Consider the following 17,863-nt stretch of genomic DNA (forward strand, 5'->3'; position numbering starts at 1 on the left):
TTTTTTGGGTGACAAAATGTCGGAAATGTTAATTTTGAAAGAAAATAATTAGATTTTAGAACATTAAATATCTCTACGAATCGTATATTTGTGGTATAATAATTGTTAAACTTGTAAGTATTAACTTAAACAAAATGTATAAAATGAAGAAAGTAATATTCATTTGCTTGATTGCCACGATGTTTTTTGCGTGTAAATCAGCTTCGTCAACAACAGCTTCGTCTGAAGCAACAACGCTTTCAACTAAACTTGACAAGAAAACGCAAGTAGCTTTAAAAGGGAATTGGGTTCTTACCAATGTGTCTTATCCAGGTTCAGATTATATCAAAGTAAATTCATTTGATCTTGCAGATTCAAAATGTTTTATTGGTAGTACTTGGAGTTTTATTTCTAATAATAATAAAGGAACAATGGCTTTAACATCGCCAAGTTGTACTGGATTTTCTTCTCCAATTGTATGGAGTATCAACAATCAAGGTATGTTTGTACTTAAAATTCTTGATGCTGGCGAAAAAGCTAAAAAAGTAAGAGATGGTTATTTACTTAAAGTAGGAGGTGTTACCGAAACTTCATTTCAATTAATCGATAACATCAATGTTGGAGGTCAGGTTAAAGATGTGACTTACCAATTTCAAAGAGCCAATTAATATTTAAAGATATAAAAATATGAGAAAGATAACTGTTTTAAGTTTATGTAGTTTACTTGTTCTAACTAGTTTTTTTACTAGTTGCGATTCAGTAAAAAATGCAAATAATACACAAAAAGGTGCTGGAATTGGTGCTGTTGCCGGAGGTGTAATCGGTGCTGTTTTAGGTAACAATTTAGGAAAAGGCGGAAACGCTGCTTTAGGTGCTGCAATTGGAGCTGCTGTTGGTGGAGGAACTGGTGCACTTATTGGAAACAAAATGGATAAACAAGCTCGTGAAATCGATCAAGCTTTACCAGGAGCTTCTGTAGAAAGAGTTGGAGAAGGAATTCACTTAACTTTGAATGAAAATTCTGTTCGTTTTGATACAAATAAATCAACTCTAACATCTCAGGCAAAAGCTAACTTAGATAAATTAGTTCCAGTATTCAATGAATATGGAGATACAGATATTCAGATTTTTGGATATACTGATAATACAGGTAAACCAGAATATAACTTAACACTTTCAGGACAAAGAGCGGCTTCTGTGCAGGCTTATTTAGTTGCTAAAGGATTAAAATCTAGCCGTTTCAAAACTTCAGGTTTAGGAATTGCAGATCCAATCGCAACAAATGATACTCCAGAAGGTAGAGCTCAAAACCGTCGTGTTGAATTCTCTATTACAGCAAATGACAAAATGGTAAATGACGCTAAAGCAGAAGCTGGAAAATAATTTCAAAACAAAATAAAATATAAAAAAAGCTGTTTCATAATTGAAGCAGCTTTTTTTTGACTTTAGAAATTAAACATTGTAAATTTGACATCTCATATTACAACTCATGCTTGACATTCAAAATATATCTTTTTCGTATACAGATAAACCCGTTATAAAAGACATTTCATTTACTATTGAGAAAGGGCAGAATATTTCTATTATCGGCGAAAGTGGCTGCGGAAAAAGTACGCTTCTTAAACTGATTTATGGTTTATATGATTTAGATGAGGGAAAGATTTTTTATGGTGATAAACCTGTTTTAGGGCCAAAATTTAATTTGATTCCTGGAATGCCTTATATGAAATATTTGGCGCAGGATTTCGATTTGTCTCCATATGAAACAGTGGCCGAAAATGTTGGAAAATTTCTTTCTAATGGATTTGCCAATATGAAAAAACTTCGTGTTCAGGAATTATTGGAGATGGTAGAAATGGAACAATTTTCTAATGTAAAAACAAAATTTCTGAGTGGAGGACAACAGCAGCGTGTAGCATTGGTTAGAGTTTTGGCTTTAGAGCCAGAAGTAATTTTATTAGACGAGCCGTTCAGTCAGATTGATGCTTTTAGGAAAAATGCACTTCGCCGTAATTTGTTTCGATATTTGAAACAAAAAGGAATTACGTGTATCATTGCAACACACGATAGTACAGATGCTTTGTCATTTGCAGATCAAGCAATTGTAATGCGAAACGGAGAAGTAATTGTAAAAGATGATCCAGCAAAAATTTACGAAGACCCAAAAATAAAATATGTAGCTTCTCTTTTTGGAGAAGTGAACGAGATTCCTACTCACTTATTACTATCATACGAAGACGAGACGCATAAAACTCTTGTGTACCCACATCAATTTAAAATGGTTTCAGAATCTAAGTTGATGGTAAAAATCAGAAGAACTTATTTTAGAGGAAGTCATTATTTAATTGAAACTGTTTATAAGAGACAATTAATTTTCTTTGAAAGTGAAATAGATTTACCCCTTGAACAGGAAGTGTTTTTAGCTTTAAATTATCTATAAAATAAAACAAGAATATTTAATATTCCGTAGGAATATCTCATCGGTAGCAAAAAAAAGGTTATTATATATTGTGTCCTGTAGGGACACCTGTTTTTGTCGGAATAAATGTTTGTATAATTAATCAAACGTTCCTGCGGAACGTAATATTTTTCGATTCATAATCGGTTCTACCAATCAGACATTCCTATGGAATGTTTTTAATAGAAAATAATTTAGATTAAACCCGACAGGTTTTTAAAACCTGTCGGGTTTATTTTTTGGAATTAATGAGGTATTAATTTTTTAAATATTTTTCTAAAAACTGATCTTGTTCCCAAAGCAGGTGTAAAATATTTTCTTTTGCAACATAACTATGTGATTCTTTTGGCAGAATAACCATTCTTGCTGGCGCTCCCAAGCCTTTTAAAGCTTGAAAATAACGTTCCGTCTGCAATGTAAATGTTCCTGGATTATTGTCGGCTTCACCATGAACCAATAAAATTGGAGTTTTCATTTTTTCTGCATTCATAAAAGGAGACATTGTATTGTAAACTTCAGGTACTTCCCAATAATTACGCTGTTCACTTTGAAAACCAAATGGAGTCAATGTTCTGTTGTAAGCACCGCTTCTTGCAATTCCGCATGCAAATAAATTAGAATGAGTTAATAAATTTGCAGTCATAAAGGCACCATACGAATGTCCGCCCACAGCAACTTTTTTACGATTTATATAACCTAAAGCATCAACTGCATCAATTGCGGCCGCGGCATTATCTACTAATTGCGAAATAAAATTATCATTTGGTTCTGTATTTCCTTCTCCAATGATAGGAAAAGCCGCATCATCTAAAACAACATATCCTTTAGTTACCCAATAAACAAACGATCCATAATACGGGAATGTAAATTCATTTGAATTTTGAGTAGACTGCGAAGCACTGTTTCGGTCTTTATATTCAGCCGGATAAGCCCAAATTAATAATGGAAGTTTTTCCTTTTTGGTTTTATCATAACCAGCAGGAAGATATAAAGTTCCAGAAAGTTCCAATCCATCTTTACGTTTGTATTTTATTACTTCCTTACTAACATTTTTAATGCTTTCAAACGGATTTTTAAAAGCAGTAATTGGGGTTAAACTATTCTGTTTTTTAATATTTCTAAAATAATAATTTGGATATTCAGTTTTTGATTGAATTTGAACTAAAACTTTTCCAGTTTTATAATCTTCAATTTCTAAAATCTCCTCTTTTTTATCTTTGTAAGTCGACGTATAGATACGCTTTTTTTGTAAAGTCTTTGTATTAAATTCGTCTATAAAAGGGAATTGTCCTTCTTTTGTATATCCTTCTCCAATTCTGTAAAGATTATCTTTTTCAAGTGCCAGAACATATTTATTGTATTCATTTTTTCTAGTTTCAAAAACACCTGGATCTGAATATACATCTTGTGAATTTCGATCTGTAATTACTTTTGGCTGCTGACTTGGATTTGATGGATTTATTAAATAAGTTTTCGTGTTTCTAGTATCATACCATTCATCAGAAACAACAGCAAGATTATCATTCCCCCAAGTAATATCATTAAAACGCTGTGGTGTTTTTACTAATGAAGTAGGTTGCTTTTCGAAAGGTGCATCCCACAGAAAAACTTCATCTCTAAAGTCAACTTTATTGGCAGGATCTCCTTGGTCTAAAGCCGTTACATACATTAAAGTCGATGGTTTATCATTTCTCCAAGCCATTTCTCTTTTACCTTTTCTAACGGCCATAAAACCTTTTGGCATAATTTCGTTTAAAGGAACTTCGTTAACGACTTTAATCTCTTTTCCATTTATATCATAAACAGTAGTTGTCGAGGGAAATCTGTTTAAAGGCACAACATAAGAAAATGGTTTCTGAATTGTAGTCAGCATAATGTAGTTACCATCTGGCGAAATTCTCTCTCCCGCAAACATGGCAGCCTCTTTAAACAAGACAGCTTCTCCGTTTAATTTCACCTTATACAATTCAGATGTAATACTGTTTTCAAAATTAGCTTCATCATTTTTGTTTTTCAACATATCAGGATACGTTCTGTTTTGAGATTTTTCTCCAGAAGTAGTGGAAACTATTGGGCCCGTTGGTAAATCTTTTTTAGAATCTAAAAGAGCAGGTCTGTTTTTAGGAAGCATTTTTACCAAAATCGTTTCATTGTCTGAAAACCAGCTGAAAGGATTTCCAAGATTTGCATTTACAGTTGCTGCTGTAAGTTTTTTGGCTTGCGCCGAAGCAACGTCTAAAACCCAAAGTTCTACACCAGAATTTGCAGTGTGAGAGAATAAAATCTTTTTGTCATTTGGCGACCAAAGTATATTTGTAATTTTCGGATTTTCTGGAAGACCTGCAATCTGAACTTCCTCTTTACCGCTTACTTTTCGCAGCTTAAGATTGTTGAGATAAGTTACAGTACTGGAAATATTAGTAATAGGATTAATTCTTAAACCGGCTAAACGAACCTCTTCCTGATTTAAATCATCAAGTGTTTTATAAGTGTTTCGATACATCAAGAGCATGTTTTCTTTTTTGGTATCCATAGATACTGTTGGAGCTCTTTGATAATCGGCTAGATCTAAAATAGATTTAGAAGGCTTTTGGTAGGTTAAATTCTCTTGGGCAAAAGAGGAAAAACCAAAGCTGAAAAGTAAGAACAAAGTAACCTTTAATTTCATAATTTGAATTTTATGGGTTTAAAAATAGTATTCAAAATGTTTGTCTAAGATATTTATATCCTGTTACATTTTGGATAGTATTTTTCATTTTATTCAAAAATTCAGTCTAAAGCTTATCTTTTTGAGAAGTAATTGTATTTAAGCAGTCTTATAATTAAAGTATATAAAATTGCTAATAACGAAAAAAAGAGTAATTTGTACTCTTATATTTTAAAGTATACGTAAATTTGCATTCTAAATTTTCAAACAAATAACAATACAATATGTATCATTCAAAAATAGCAGGCTTAGGATACTATGTTCCTTCAAATGTGGTGACTAACGATGATTTGTCTAAGATAATGGATACCAATGATGAATGGATTCAGGAAAGAACAGGAATTCAGGAAAGAAGGCACATTATTCGTGGAGAAGACACCACAACTTCGATGGGAGTTAAAGCAGCTAAAATTGCAATCGAGCGTTCTGGCGTTGCCAAAGAAGATATTGATTTTGTAGTTTTTGCTACACTAAGTCCAGATTATTATTTTCCAGGACCAGGAGTTTTGGTGCAAAGAGATTTAGGTTTAAGAACTGTTGGTGCTTTAGATGTTAGAAATCAATGTTCTGGTTTTGTTTATGCAATTTCTGTTGCAGATCAATATATTAAAACTGGAATGTATAAAAACATTTTAGTTATTGGTTCAGAGGTTCATTCAACAGGATTAGATATGACAACTCGCGGACGTGGTGTTTCGGTGATTTTTGGAGATGGGGCAGGAGCAGCAGTTTTAAGCCGTGAAGAAGATTTAACAAAAGGAATTCTTTCTACTCATTTGCATTCTGAAGGACAGCATGCCGAAGAATTGGCTTTGCAGGCTCCCGGAATGGGCGCACGCTGGGTAACGGATATTTTGGCTGATAATGATCCAAACGACGAAAGTTATTATCCGTACATGAATGGACAATTTGTGTTTAAAAATGCTGTAGTTCGTTTCGCAGAAGTAATCAATGAAGGATTAGAAGCAAATGGTCTTCAGGTTTCAGATATTGATATGTTGATTCCACATCAGGCGAATTTGAGAATTTCACAATTCATTCAAAACAAATTCAAATTGACAGATGATCAAGTTCATAATAATATTCAAAAATACGGAAATACAACAGCAGCTTCTATTCCTATTGCTTTGACAGAAGCTTGGGAAGAAGGTAAAATCAAATCTGGAGATACTGTAGTTTTAGCGGCTTTCGGAAGTGGATTTACTTGGGCAAGTGCTATTATTAAGTGGTAATTTAATTCATCTTACATTATATTTAAAACCTGCTCTTTTTGGAGCAGGTTTTTTTTATAATTTTGTTTGGAGTCATTGCGAGGAACGAAGCAACCGCATTTAGTTTTTTGCGCTTGTAAACGTGCCAATTTTCTTGTGGTTGCTTCGTTCCTCGCAATGACAAACTATTTTAATAAATGTAATATTTAATGAAAAAAAATCAACTCGAAATAGCTTGTTTTAATTACGAATCTGCACTAATTGCACAAGAAAATGGCGCGGACAGAATTGAACTGTGTGAAAACATGAAACTTGGAGGAACAACGCCAAATTCTATATTGGTGGTAAAAGTCCGTGAGAGCTTAAATATTAAAATGCATGTAATTATTAGACCTCGAGGCGGCAATTTTGTTTATTCTGATGATGAACTTATAGAAATGAAACAAGATATAAAACAATTTAAAAAATTGGGAGTTGATGGTTTTGTTTTCGGAATTTTGAAAGAAAACGGAAAAGTAAATAAAAAACAAAATAAAGAATTAGTGCATTTGGCACATCCGCTTTCTTGTACATTTCATCGTGCTTTTGATGTTGTAAAAGATGTAGAGAAATCACTTGAAGATGTGATCGACTGCGGTTTCAAAACAATCTTAACTTCTGGTCAGGGCATAAATGTTACAGAAGGAATCTGGACTTTAGAGAAACTTCAAAAACTTGCTGGAGATAGAATAGAAATCATGCCTGGCGGCGGCTTAAGATCTTCAAATATAAAATTATTACAAGAAAAACTAGACATCACTTTTTATCATTCATCAGCAATAACAGATAATTCTGAGATCGCAAACCCTGAAGAGATAAAGGAACTTCGTAACTTTTTATAGTATTTTAATAAACAAAAAAAGTCTGGAGTGGCATCTCCAGACTTTTTCTCTACAAAAAATTATTCAAAAATTATTCAAAAAATCTTTTTTTGAAGGGCTGTTAGAACATTCCGCCTCCATCTTTATTAGTATTGTCTTCTCTTTGTTTACGTTGAAGGTTTTTGATTTTAGCACCTCCAAAGTTGTATGTCAAACCTACATAAACAGTTTGGCTTTCCCATTTAAACTGACCTGCCTGCGGATAAGGAGACATAGTATCAAAAGCATATTTCATGGTGTTGAAAACGTCATTAAAACGTACACTAATATTCATTTTGTTGTCTAACAAAGTGTAACGTGATCCAATATCCATTTTATACATTTCGTGGCTGTTGTTTTGCAATCCATCAACGGCACCTCTGTAAAAACCAAATAGTAAAAAGCTTAAACGTTTGTTTACTTTAAAATTTGAATTCATACGCCCATTAAAAGCGGCAACAGTAACCGTTTTCTGCTCTGGCTCACTTTGGCCGCCTGCTACGTATTTATAAACAATTCCCTCTTGATTAATGCTAGAAAAATCAATCGATGGTTGAATGTCCCACCATTTTGTAATTTTATAATTGAAAGAAGCTTCAAATCCATAAGACGTATTATGATCAAAGTTTGTATAAGACATAATTTGCTTTTCTTTACTTGCGTCTGCAGGATCTGGATATAAAATTCTGCTGATCTGGTCATTAATGCTTCTCACAAAAACACCAGCAGTAAAACTTCCTTTCTCGAATGTTTTAGTATAATTTACTTCTACAGAATTTGTAAACTGAGGTCTTAATTCAGGGTTTCCTAATGAAGTAACTAATGGAGTAGCAAACTCTCGAATTGGTTTTGTCTGTTCTAAACTTGGACGGTCAACACGACGGCTGTAGCTGAATTGTAAAGTATTCTTTTCGTTTAAATTATAAGTTAAATATGCAGAAGGATACAATGTAATGTAATCGTCATCAAATTTATCCTTGCCATGATTTAAGTTAGTTTCAACTTTATAACTCTCAAAACGAGCACCTACCTGATAGCTTAATTTTTTAAATTTCTGACCAAACGTTACATAAGCAGAATAAATATCAGTATCATAAGTATAATTCGAAGTCTGAGCCTCTACAGGAAGCAGAGGGTTGCCTGTAATGTAATCATTTCCAGTTCTTGTAATTCTTGCTTCTGCTCCAGCTTCAAGAGTTGTTTTTTCATTTAACGGATTAACATAATCAATATTTACCGTGCTTAGTTTACGAGTTCCTTTCAAGAAATCATTGTACACAACATTTGAACTTGTATTGTCAGTATTAGTTGTTTGAGTATCAAAAGAAGCATTTTGAGTTTCTTTATTATCGCTGTAATTTGCTTCAAAATCTAAAGTATGTCCTTCTTTTTTAAAGATATGTTTGTATGCTAAATTGTAAGTCCCAACTTGGTCTGGTCCCCAATATCTTGATTTTTGAAAAATATTCGAAATGTCTGAATTCGTTACATTGTTATAATCAATGTCAGTATCTACAAAACCTTTTCCTGTATTTTTATTTTGGTTAGTGTAAATAGACAATGTGTTATGATCATCAATTAAATAATCCATTCCTATTTTGTATAAATAAGAATCATTATCATTGATCACGTCAATTTTTTGAACAATATCTTGATCAAATCTTCTAATTAATCCATCATTGTAATACGTTCCAAAATTTTGTCCCACATTACCAAAGAAATTTACCTTTCCTGTTTTGTAGTTCAAATCTAAAGACTGATTGTATTTTGCAGTTTGTCCAAAAGTGATTCCGCCGCTGTAACTTCCGTTAAAACCAGTATTAGCATTTTTGTGCAAAATAATATTGATAATTCCAGACATTCCCTCTGGATTGTATTTTGCACTTGGATTGGTAATTAACTCAATTTTTTTGATAGAAGTTGACGGAATTTGCTTTAATAACTGAGCAGGGTCAATATTAGAAGGACGTCCGTCAATTAATACACGAACATTATCATTTCCGCGAAGCGAAAGTTTTCCATCCTGATCCACATTCACAGAAGGAATATTATTCATAATGTCAGAAGCAGAAGCTCCTGCTGTTGTTAAATCTTTACCAACATTAACCACTTTTCTATCGATTTTTTGTTCGATTGTAGAACGTTCAGCAACAATATTTACGCCTTTAAGCTGTGTTGCCTCTTCTTCAAGAGAAACATTTACAGTCGCAGCTTTTTTGTTTTCGCTTAAAATAACAGATCCAATATATTTTCTAAATCCAATATATTGAATTTCGATTGTATAGCTTTTCAAAGCAACATTTTTAAATGCAAAGTCCCCATTGTCATCTGTATTAACTCCAGAAACTACTTTTCCATTTTCTTTAATTGAAACAGTTGCATAAGAAATTGGTGCATTGTTTGACTTTTCAGTAATTTTTCCAGAAATACTTCCCGTATTCTGAGCTTGTGCTGTTGCGATTACCCCCAATAACGCAAACAGAAAGAATTTTAATTTCATGATTTCCTTGTTGATTATTTTGATTTGATTGATGATGATTTTGTTTTGTTAGTTTTCTTTTTTCTTTTTGATGCTTCAAAATGAATTTGAAGTCTCTATTAAGACTCTCATGTGCTTGATATGTTACAAGAAATTGTGAAAAAAAACACAAAAAAAATCTCATGCCCTGTTTTGTAAGAGATTAAGCTTTTGATTTTTTGATAATTTTAACAATTGAAAATGCAGGTTTTTTATCAAATTCAAACTCTTTTCTTGAATTTTATATGTTTTTGATTTTCTCTAATTGATGAATAAGCAGTATCTTTGCTCACTTTAAAATAAGTTTACATGTCATTACCACAAATTCTTACACCTTCTATACAAAAAGCAATACAAGCATTATTTGATGTTACGATTGATAAAATTGAGTTTCAAACTACTAGAAAAGAGTTTGAAGGCGATATTACAATGGTGATTTTTCCGCTGCTAAAAGTGATTAAAAGTAATCCAGCCGAATTAGGAAATAAAATTGGAAATTATTTAGTTGAAAATGTTTCTGAAGTGGCGCGCTTTAACGTAGTTTCAGGTTTTTTGAATATTGTAATTTCAGATAGTTATTATCTAAATTTCTTTAACGGAATAAAAGATAACAAGAAATTTGGGTATGTAACTCCAAACCCTGCAGAGAAAGCCGTGATGGTAGAATATTCTTCACCAAATACCAATAAACCACTGCACTTAGGTCATGTTCGTAACAACTTGTTAGGATATTCTGTTGCCGAAATTTTAAAAGCATCTGGCAAAAAAGTATACAAAACTCAAATTATCAACGATAGGGGAATTCATATTTGTAAGTCAATGCTGGCTTGGGAAAAATTCGGAAACGGAGAAACTCCAGAATCTTCTGGTTTAAAAGGAGATAAATTGGTTGGTAAATATTACGTAGAATTTGACAAAGCATATAAATCTGAAATTAACGGTTTAATTGAAACTGGTAAAACAGAAGAAGAAGCTAAAAAACAAGCGCCGATTATTATAGAAGCGCAAGATATGCTTAAGAAATGGGAAGCTGGAGATGAAGAAGTTATTGCGCTTTGGAAAAAAATGAACGAATGGGTGTATGAAGGTTTTGCAACTACTTATACCAATCTTGGAGTTAATTTTGATAAATATTACTACGAAAGCAACACTTATTTATTAGGAAAAGATGTTGTTCAAGTTGGTTTAGATAAAGGTGTTTTCGAAAAAGATCCAGACGGTTCAGTTTGGATTGATTTAACAGATGAAGGTCTTGACCGTAAAATTGTATTACGTTCTGACGGAACTGCTGTTTATATGACACAGGATATTGGAACTGCAATTCAGCGTGTAAAAGATATGCCAGATGTTGGCGGAATGGTTTATACCGTTGGTAACGAACAAGATTACCATTTTAAAGTATTGTTCTTAATCTTGAAAAAACTAGGTTTTGACTGGGCTTCAAGCTTATATCATTTATCATACGGAATGGTTGATTTACCTTCTGGAAAAATGAAAAGCCGTGAAGGAACTGTTGTAGATGCAGATGATTTAATGCAGGATATGACCGATACAGCAAAACAAATCTCTGAAGATTTAGGAAAACTAGACAGCTATTCTGACGAAGAAAAAGCGAAATTGTACAAAACAATTGGTTTAGGAGCTTTGAAATATTACATTTTAAAAGTAGATCCTAAAAAACGTATTTTGTTTAATCCAGAAGAGTCTGTTGATTTTGCTGGAAATACAGGGCCGTTTATTCAATATACATACGCGAGAATTCAGTCAATAATTCGTAAAGCAGATTTTGATTTTACAGCTAAAACTGAAATAGAAGAACTTCATGAAAAAGAAAAAGAATTGGTAAAACAAATCGAACTTTTCCCAGAAGTAATTCAAAATGCGGCTCAAAATCATAGTCCAGCTTTGATTGCTAATTATACTTACGATTTAGTAAAAGAATATAATTCGTTCTATCAATCTGTTCATATTTTAGGAGAAGTAGATTCAACTAAAAAAATATTCAGAGTTCAGCTTTCTCAAAAGGTAGCTGAGGTAATAAAATCTGCATTCCAATTATTAGGAATCGAAGTGCCGGAGAGAATGTAATTATTATAAATATTTAAAAGAGCCGATAACTATTCAGTTATCGGCTCTTTTTTTTTGCGGTAAAGTTTAGAGAAAATCAAAGTTATTATTACCAAAAGGTTAAGAATTTTGGTGAATGAATTTTCGTGTAAAAAATAGAAAATATCATTTGGATATATGGTTTTTATAATTATGTTTACAGTAAGAAATTTATTGATAATTGTAGTTGATAAAGCTAACGAATATAAGCTTTTTTTCATTTTTACTGTTAAAAAAAATAATCGAGGAAGCTGAAAATCGTAAGAGTAGGCAAAATTTTAAACCCAAAAACATGATTAAAAAACCTTTACTATTAATGATGCTCTTTTTTGCTTTTACAGCAATGAACGCACAAGATTTAATTGCTCCATCTTATGGATTTTCACACAACAAAACAGCTTACATCACTTTGGCTGACGGAACTGAAATTAGCGGAACTATTCGTGATATCGACAGAGACAAGGGATTGATTGAATACATTAAATTGCAAGACGCAGCAGGAAAAAAACACAAACTAAAACCAGAAGATATTAAGTTTATGTATTTGCCGCCAAGCGGATTGGATAACCTGACTAAAAAACTAGACTTTATTTCAGATTATCAAAAGTGGAGCGATGATAAATTGAACCAAGAATATATAAAAGAAGGTTATGCATATTTTGAAACTGCTGATGTAAAAATCAAAAAGAAAAATTCAAAATTATTAATGCAGCTTTTAAACCCTGGATTTAGTAAAGAATTTAAAATCTACTGTGATCCGCACGCAAAAGAGACTGCTTCTTTAGGAGTTGGCGGTGTAAAGTTTATTGGAGGAGATGCTAAATCTTATTATGTTGCCAAAAAAGATTCACCGGCATTTTTGCTTAAGAAAAAAGAATATAAAAAAGAATTTGTGCCATTATGGGGAGGTTGTGAGAAAGTAATTGCTGCAAATCCTGAGCCAAAATGGACAGACTTGACAAAGCATGCCATCTCATATTCTGAGTGTGCAGAAGCAAAATAATATTGTTTGAAAGATTCATCTTTAAATTTAAAATTCAAAAAAAGCCGATAGTTAAAACTATCGGCTTTTTGTTTTTAAAACAACCCCTAAAAAATCAAAAGTATCAGAATAAGACATTTTTCTATCTCAATAAAGATTAGGTATATGAATTAATGATTTTTCGTGTTAATTTTGCGCTCGAAAAAAAGATAATTTTTGAAGCTTTCACTCAACTGCTTTCAATTTTTACAGACAATAAATTACAATACCTCCTTATATTCATTTTTAACTATTTTGAATTAGTAACCCTTTTAGTGAGAAATAATAAGGATTACCGTCTAATTAATTTTAGACGGTTTTTTTTTCTTATCTGATTAATTGTAAGAATAACTTTTAATTTTTACTTGTTAAAAAGAAATAAATTCTTGTTAAAATTAAATTAATTTTATAAGTTGCGCCCCTTAATTCAAATTAACTATAATGAAAAGAAAGATTAAAGGATTTGCAATTCTTGTATTCTTGTTTACTGTTCAATTATTTTTTGCACAGGAAAAAGCAGTTTCAGGAATTGTATCGGATGGAAGCGGACCAATTCCAGGTGCGAATGTTGTTGTAAAAGGAACTAGCAATGGAGTTCAAACCGATTTTGATGGAAAGTATAAAATTAAAGCCAAGACAGGAGATGTTATTGTGTTTTCGTACATGGGTATGAAAGACCAATCTATTACAGTTGGCAATTCGTCTACTGTAAATGTCAAAATGCAGGATGGTGGAGAACAATTAGAAGAGGTTGTTGTAACTGCACTGGGAGTTAAAAAAGAAGAAAAAAAATTGGGTTATGCAGTTTCAAAAATTACTTCGGATGAAATAACTAAGTCTGGAGAACAAAATGTTTTGCAGGCGCTGGCTGGAAAAGCTGCGGGTGTTCAGGTTATAGGTACTGGTGGAACGCCAGGTGCTTCTAGTAAAATAATCATTAGAGGAGTAAATACCATTAAAGGAAATTCAGATCCTCTGATTGTTGTTGATGGTATTCCTATTGACAATACAACAAGTCAAACTAGTGCTGGTGATAATCCATTTAATGCAAACTTGTCTGGTATTAATAACTCTAATCGTGCACTGGATATTAATCCTGATGATATCGAAAGTGTATCAGTACTTAAAGGTCCAGCGGCTGCTGCATTATACGGTGAGAGAGCAGGTAACGGAGTTATTATCTATACAACAAAAAAAGGTAAAAGCGGAAAAAGTTTAGGAATTGATTACTCAACTGCATTGGCGATTGATCATGTTAGTCAATTGCCTGCTAGACAAAATAAATATGTTCAAGGTACAAGTGCCACAGCGACTGCTGTAAATCCAAACACTCCTCAAAGCTGGGGACCTTCAGCAGAGTCATTAAATATTCCGATGTATAACAATGTTAAGAATTTCTTTCAGGAAGGATTAACCTTTACAAACAATATATCTTTTTATGGTGGTAATGAAAAAGCCACTTATAGAGCATCATATGGTAATGTTACACAAACAGGTATGATTCCTGAAACAGGATTAAAAAGAAATACTTTAAGAGTTGTTGGAGATCTAAAATTAAATGAAAAATGGAAAACAGGTGGTAGCTTGCAATATACTCATACAACCAATACATTAGCCCAAAATGGAAGTAACTCTTCTGGTGTAATGTTAAGTTTGCTTCGTTCTCCTTCAAATTATGATCTAAGAAACTATAAAGATGGAGAGGGTAATAATATGAATTATTATAACTCGTATGATAATCCATATTTTACAGTTAATGAAAATCCCGCGACAAGTGATGTAAATCGTGTTTTTGGAAATATGTACTTTACTTATTCGCCAGCAGCTTGGTTGTCTTTTACTGCAAAAGGAGGTATAGATACTTATTCTGATTATCGAAAACAAGTTTATGCTATTTCATCTAATGGAGATAATCTTGCTGGTATGGGAGAAGTTGCTTTCAATAATATTAATAACAAACAATTTTATGTTGATTTTATAGCAACAGGATTATTGCCTTTAAAATCAGAATGGCTAAAGATAAATTATACTGCCGGACTTAATTTACGTTCTTCTCAGAACACAGATGTTTTTTCTCGAGGAAAAGATCTTGCAGTGAGAAATCTTTATAATTTGTCAAATGCGACACAATTGTACGCATCAAACGCAGAATCTAATGTGATGTCCAGAGCTTTGTTTGGACAATTAGAATTTGATGTTAAGAATCAACTTTTTATTACAGGATCGCTTAGAAAAGAATGGTCTTCTACGTATGGAACAGATGCAAATAGCGCTTTATTCCCAGCTGCTTCTGCTTCATGGGTTTTATCAAGCTCTTTTGATTTACCAGAATGGATAAACTTTATGAAAATGACTTACGGATATGGAGAAGTGGGTATTGCTCCACAACCATACTACACCATAAGTACATTTTCTCAGCCATTTATGACAGATGGTTTTACAGATGGTTTAAGTTTTCCTTATAACGGTGTAAACGGTATGGCTGTTTCAGGGGTTTTAGGGAATCAACAATTAAAACCAGAAAGAGTATTAGGACATGAACTTGGTTTTAATACTAAGTTTTTAGAAAATCGCCTTTCATTCGATTTAAATCTATATTACAAAACATCTAAAGATTTATTAATAGAATTGCCACTGCCGCAATCAAGCGGATATGCATTGGTTTACCAAAATGCGGCTGAATTGGTTAATAAAGGTATTGAGGTTGAACTTGGCTATGATATTTTCAAAAAAAATAATGCATTTCAATGGAATATTAATTTGAATTGGTCTAAGAACGAAAATAAAGTGACTGACATATACGGAAACTTAGATGAGATTTCTATTGAAACTGCTTTTGGTTCTATTGGATATTATGCTGTAAAAGGACAACCATTAGGAAGTTTTTATGGAACAAAATGGAAACGTGATGAAAATGGACAAAAAATAATTGGATCTAATGGTTTACCAATAGTAGCAGATGAAACTGGAAATTTAGGGAATTCTGCTCCTAAATGGACAGGAGGTTTAAGAAACACATTTACTTATAAGAGAGTTACTTTGTCAGGATTGCTAGATTTTAGACACGGTGGAGTTGTGTATAATGGTACACTGGCAAGATTACACAATTTTGGTGTTTCTGAAGCTTCTGCAGATAGAGAGCATAATTATATTATTGATGGTGTGAAACAAGATGGAACTCCAAATAATATTGCAATATCGGCTAAAAATTATTACCAAAAATACTTAGGAGATGGTGGAGGTGCTGCAGAAGAAGCTGTAACAGATGTGAACTGGATAAGACTTCGTGATATTACATTAAGTTATGATTTTAATGTGAAAAAATTCACGGCTATTAATTCGGCTCAACTGTCATTTACAGGTAGAAATTTATGGCTAAATACTAATTACAAAGGTGTTGATCCAGAAACTAGCTTAACAGGAGCAGGTTCAAAAATTAATGGATTAGATTACTTTAATAATCCTGGAAGTAAATCATTTATAATGACTCTTAAAGTCGGATTTTAAATTCTAAATTAATAAAAATGAAAAAATATATAAAATGTGTAATTCTGGCCACTATAGGTTTTGGCCTTTTTACAAGCTGTCAATCTGAATTAGACCACTTTAACGAGAATCCAAATTCATCTATTTCAACTACGCCGAGTTTATTGCTTTCTGCAATGGAAGTTTCTACTTTTTCAACACATACAACTGGGTTGATTAGAACTTCAAATATTTTAGATCAGCATCTTGCTGGGACAAGCGTAGGGCAGTTAGGAGATATTCAGCGTTACTTTATCAGCGAGCAGGATGTAAATAACGAATGGAATACTTTGTATAGTACAACTTTAATGAATGGTTATATCTTAAATCGTGATTTTGCTACTCATTATCCCTACTATAATGGTATTGGCCAAGTTTTAACCGCGATAAATTTGGGTTATGCAACTGATCTTTGGGGAGATGTTCCTTATGATGAGGCTTTTAAAGCTGATCAAGGAAATAGAGCTCCTAAATATAATACTCAGCAGGAAATTTATGAGAGATTGCAAAGTATCTTGGATGATGCGATTGTGAACTTACAAAAAACAGAGTCAAGTAATGTTACTGTTCCTGGAGATGACGATTACATATTTAATGGAAATACCAAAAAATGGATTCAAGTTGCTTATGTCTTGAAAGCAAGATATGCCTTACGATTAACACAGGTTGATTCGCAGGCAGCACAAAAAGCATTAAGTTATATTACCGCTTCAGGAATAAGTTCAATTGGCGATGATGCTAATACTTTTTTCCCTGGAACATCAAACGGTCTCAATCAATGGTATGCCTTTGAAAATAGTCGTGCAAATTACTTAAAAACAGGAGCATATTTCGTAAACTCTTTAAAAGAGTCTGATGATCCGAGATTGTCATTTGCAATTGCTAAAGACAAGAATGGTAATTATACAGGCAACGCGGCAGATGATTTAGATACTACTTCATCTTCTTATATTGGTCCTGCATTTGCGAGTGCGACTTCTTCAATTGGATTGGTGACATATGCAGAAGCCAAATTCATAGAAGCTGAAGCGAAATTTAGATTGGGACAAGATGCAGCACAATCATTACAAGATGCAGTAGCGGCATCTGTATTAAAAGTTACTGGTAGTTCAGCAACGACAGATTTTTTATCGGCAGCAACTGCTACAGTAAATTTAGAGACAATTATCCAACAAAAATATCTTGCTCTTTTCTTAACTATGGAACCCTATAATGATTACAGAAGAACTGGTTTCCCTGTGTTAGAGCCAAACCAATCATCAAATATAAAGTTTATTCCTCTAAGGCTTCCAACGCCATCTGATGAAAGACAATATAATCCAAATGCTACGGTAGTTAGTAATGTTACAACCAATGTGTGGTGGGATAAAAATTAAACAATTTATATAGCATAAAAAAAGCCGGAAGTCTCAAAACTTCCGGCTTTTTTAATAACAACT

11 protein-coding genes are annotated in these 17,863 nt (G+C 32.7%); 9 read left to right on the top strand and 2 right to left on the bottom strand.

Annotated elements, in window-relative coordinates; genetic code table 11:
- Window positions 1-143 precede the first annotated feature (143 nt).
- The 3 genes from EDB96_RS17655 to EDB96_RS17665 all read left to right on the top strand — a co-directional run bounded on the left by EDB96_RS17655 (window position 144) and on the right by EDB96_RS17665 (window position 2,419).
- Complete coding sequence (locus EDB96_RS17655) at window positions 144-647, top strand: lipocalin family protein (protein ID WP_134142327.1); 504 nt, start codon at window positions 144-146, stop codon at window positions 645-647.
- A gap of 19 nt (window positions 648-666) precedes the next feature.
- Entirely contained in the window at window positions 667-1,362 is a 696-nt protein-coding gene (locus EDB96_RS17660; protein WP_057114832.1) for an OmpA family protein, read from the top strand.
- Window positions 1,363-1,468: 106 nt separating this feature from the next.
- Window positions 1,469-2,419 carry an ABC transporter ATP-binding protein gene (locus tag EDB96_RS17665; RefSeq protein WP_057114831.1) on the top strand — a complete coding sequence of 317 codons (951 nt, stop codon included), beginning with the start codon at window positions 1,469-1,471 and terminating at the stop codon, window positions 2,417-2,419.
- Window positions 2,420-2,693: 274 nt separating this feature from the next.
- On the opposite strand, the gene EDB96_RS17670 is transcribed toward EDB96_RS17665, so the two are convergent.
- Window positions 2,694-5,105 carry an alpha/beta hydrolase family protein gene (locus EDB96_RS17670; RefSeq protein WP_134142329.1) on the bottom strand — a complete coding sequence of 804 codons (2,412 nt, stop codon included), beginning with the start codon at window positions 5,103-5,105 and terminating at the stop codon, window positions 2,694-2,696.
- A 263-nt stretch (window positions 5,106-5,368) separates the two neighbouring features.
- Between EDB96_RS17670 and EDB96_RS17675 the strand changes: the two genes are divergently transcribed.
- Together EDB96_RS17675 and EDB96_RS17680 are read left to right on the top strand one after the other, a co-directional pair.
- Complete coding sequence (locus tag EDB96_RS17675) at window positions 5,369-6,376, top strand: 3-oxoacyl-ACP synthase III family protein (RefSeq protein WP_057114829.1); 1,008 nt, start codon at window positions 5,369-5,371, stop codon at window positions 6,374-6,376.
- 188 nt (window positions 6,377-6,564) lie between these two features.
- Entirely contained in the window at window positions 6,565-7,236 is a 672-nt protein-coding gene (locus EDB96_RS17680) for a copper homeostasis protein CutC (RefSeq protein WP_134142331.1), read from the top strand.
- A 100-nt stretch (window positions 7,237-7,336) separates the two neighbouring features.
- On the opposite strand, the gene EDB96_RS17685 is transcribed toward EDB96_RS17680, so the two are convergent.
- Entirely contained in the window at window positions 7,337-9,754 is a 2,418-nt protein-coding gene (locus EDB96_RS17685; RefSeq protein WP_134142333.1) for a TonB-dependent receptor domain-containing protein, read from the bottom strand.
- A gap of 327 nt (window positions 9,755-10,081) precedes the next feature.
- Between EDB96_RS17685 and argS the strand changes: the two genes are divergently transcribed.
- The 4 genes from argS to EDB96_RS17705 all read left to right on the top strand — a co-directional run bounded on the left by argS (window position 10,082) and on the right by EDB96_RS17705 (window position 17,800).
- A complete protein-coding gene (argS, locus tag EDB96_RS17690) occupies window positions 10,082-11,860 on the top strand; it encodes an arginine--tRNA ligase (RefSeq protein WP_134142335.1) in 1,779 nt (592 codons plus the stop codon).
- A gap of 310 nt (window positions 11,861-12,170) precedes the next feature.
- Window positions 12,171-12,881: a hypothetical protein gene (locus EDB96_RS17695; RefSeq protein ID WP_057114823.1), complete on the top strand. Its 711-nt coding sequence runs from the start codon at window positions 12,171-12,173 to the stop codon at window positions 12,879-12,881.
- Window positions 12,882-13,340: 459 nt separating this feature from the next.
- Window positions 13,341-16,406: a SusC/RagA family TonB-linked outer membrane protein gene (locus tag EDB96_RS17700; RefSeq protein WP_134142337.1), complete on the top strand. Its 3,066-nt coding sequence runs from the start codon at window positions 13,341-13,343 to the stop codon at window positions 16,404-16,406.
- A gap of 17 nt (window positions 16,407-16,423) precedes the next feature.
- Window positions 16,424-17,800, top strand: a complete 1,377-nt coding sequence (locus tag EDB96_RS17705; protein WP_134142339.1) for a SusD/RagB family nutrient-binding outer membrane lipoprotein — start codon at window positions 16,424-16,426, stop codon at window positions 17,798-17,800.
- The last annotated feature ends 63 nt before the right edge of the window (window positions 17,801-17,863 follow it).

Origin of the sequence: Flavobacterium sp. S87F.05.LMB.W.Kidney.N, from assembly GCF_004366435.1 — a bacterium.
Taxonomy (GTDB): domain Bacteria; phylum Bacteroidota; class Bacteroidia; order Flavobacteriales; family Flavobacteriaceae; genus Flavobacterium.

Coding starts and splice junctions, on each gene's coding strand:
- EDB96_RS17660 (WP_057114832.1), top strand. CDS start 667: ATGAGAAAGATAACTGTTTTAAGTTTATGTAGTTTACTTGTTCTAACT.
- EDB96_RS17685 (WP_134142333.1), bottom strand. CDS start 9,754: ATGAAATTAAAATTCTTTCTGTTTGCGTTATTGGGGGTAATCGCAACA.
- EDB96_RS17655 (WP_134142327.1), top strand. CDS start 144: ATGAAGAAAGTAATATTCATTTGCTTGATTGCCACGATGTTTTTTGCG.
- EDB96_RS17680 (WP_134142331.1), top strand. CDS start 6,565: ATGAAAAAAAATCAACTCGAAATAGCTTGTTTTAATTACGAATCTGCA.
- EDB96_RS17665 (WP_057114831.1), top strand. CDS start 1,469: ATGCTTGACATTCAAAATATATCTTTTTCGTATACAGATAAACCCGTT.
- EDB96_RS17695 (WP_057114823.1), top strand. CDS start 12,171: ATGATTAAAAAACCTTTACTATTAATGATGCTCTTTTTTGCTTTTACA.
- argS (WP_134142335.1), top strand. CDS start 10,082: ATGTCATTACCACAAATTCTTACACCTTCTATACAAAAAGCAATACAA.
- EDB96_RS17705 (WP_134142339.1), top strand. CDS start 16,424: ATGAAAAAATATATAAAATGTGTAATTCTGGCCACTATAGGTTTTGGC.
- EDB96_RS17700 (WP_134142337.1), top strand. CDS start 13,341: ATGAAAAGAAAGATTAAAGGATTTGCAATTCTTGTATTCTTGTTTACT.
- EDB96_RS17670 (WP_134142329.1), bottom strand. CDS start 5,105: ATGAAATTAAAGGTTACTTTGTTCTTACTTTTCAGCTTTGGTTTTTCC.
- EDB96_RS17675 (WP_057114829.1), top strand. CDS start 5,369: ATGTATCATTCAAAAATAGCAGGCTTAGGATACTATGTTCCTTCAAAT.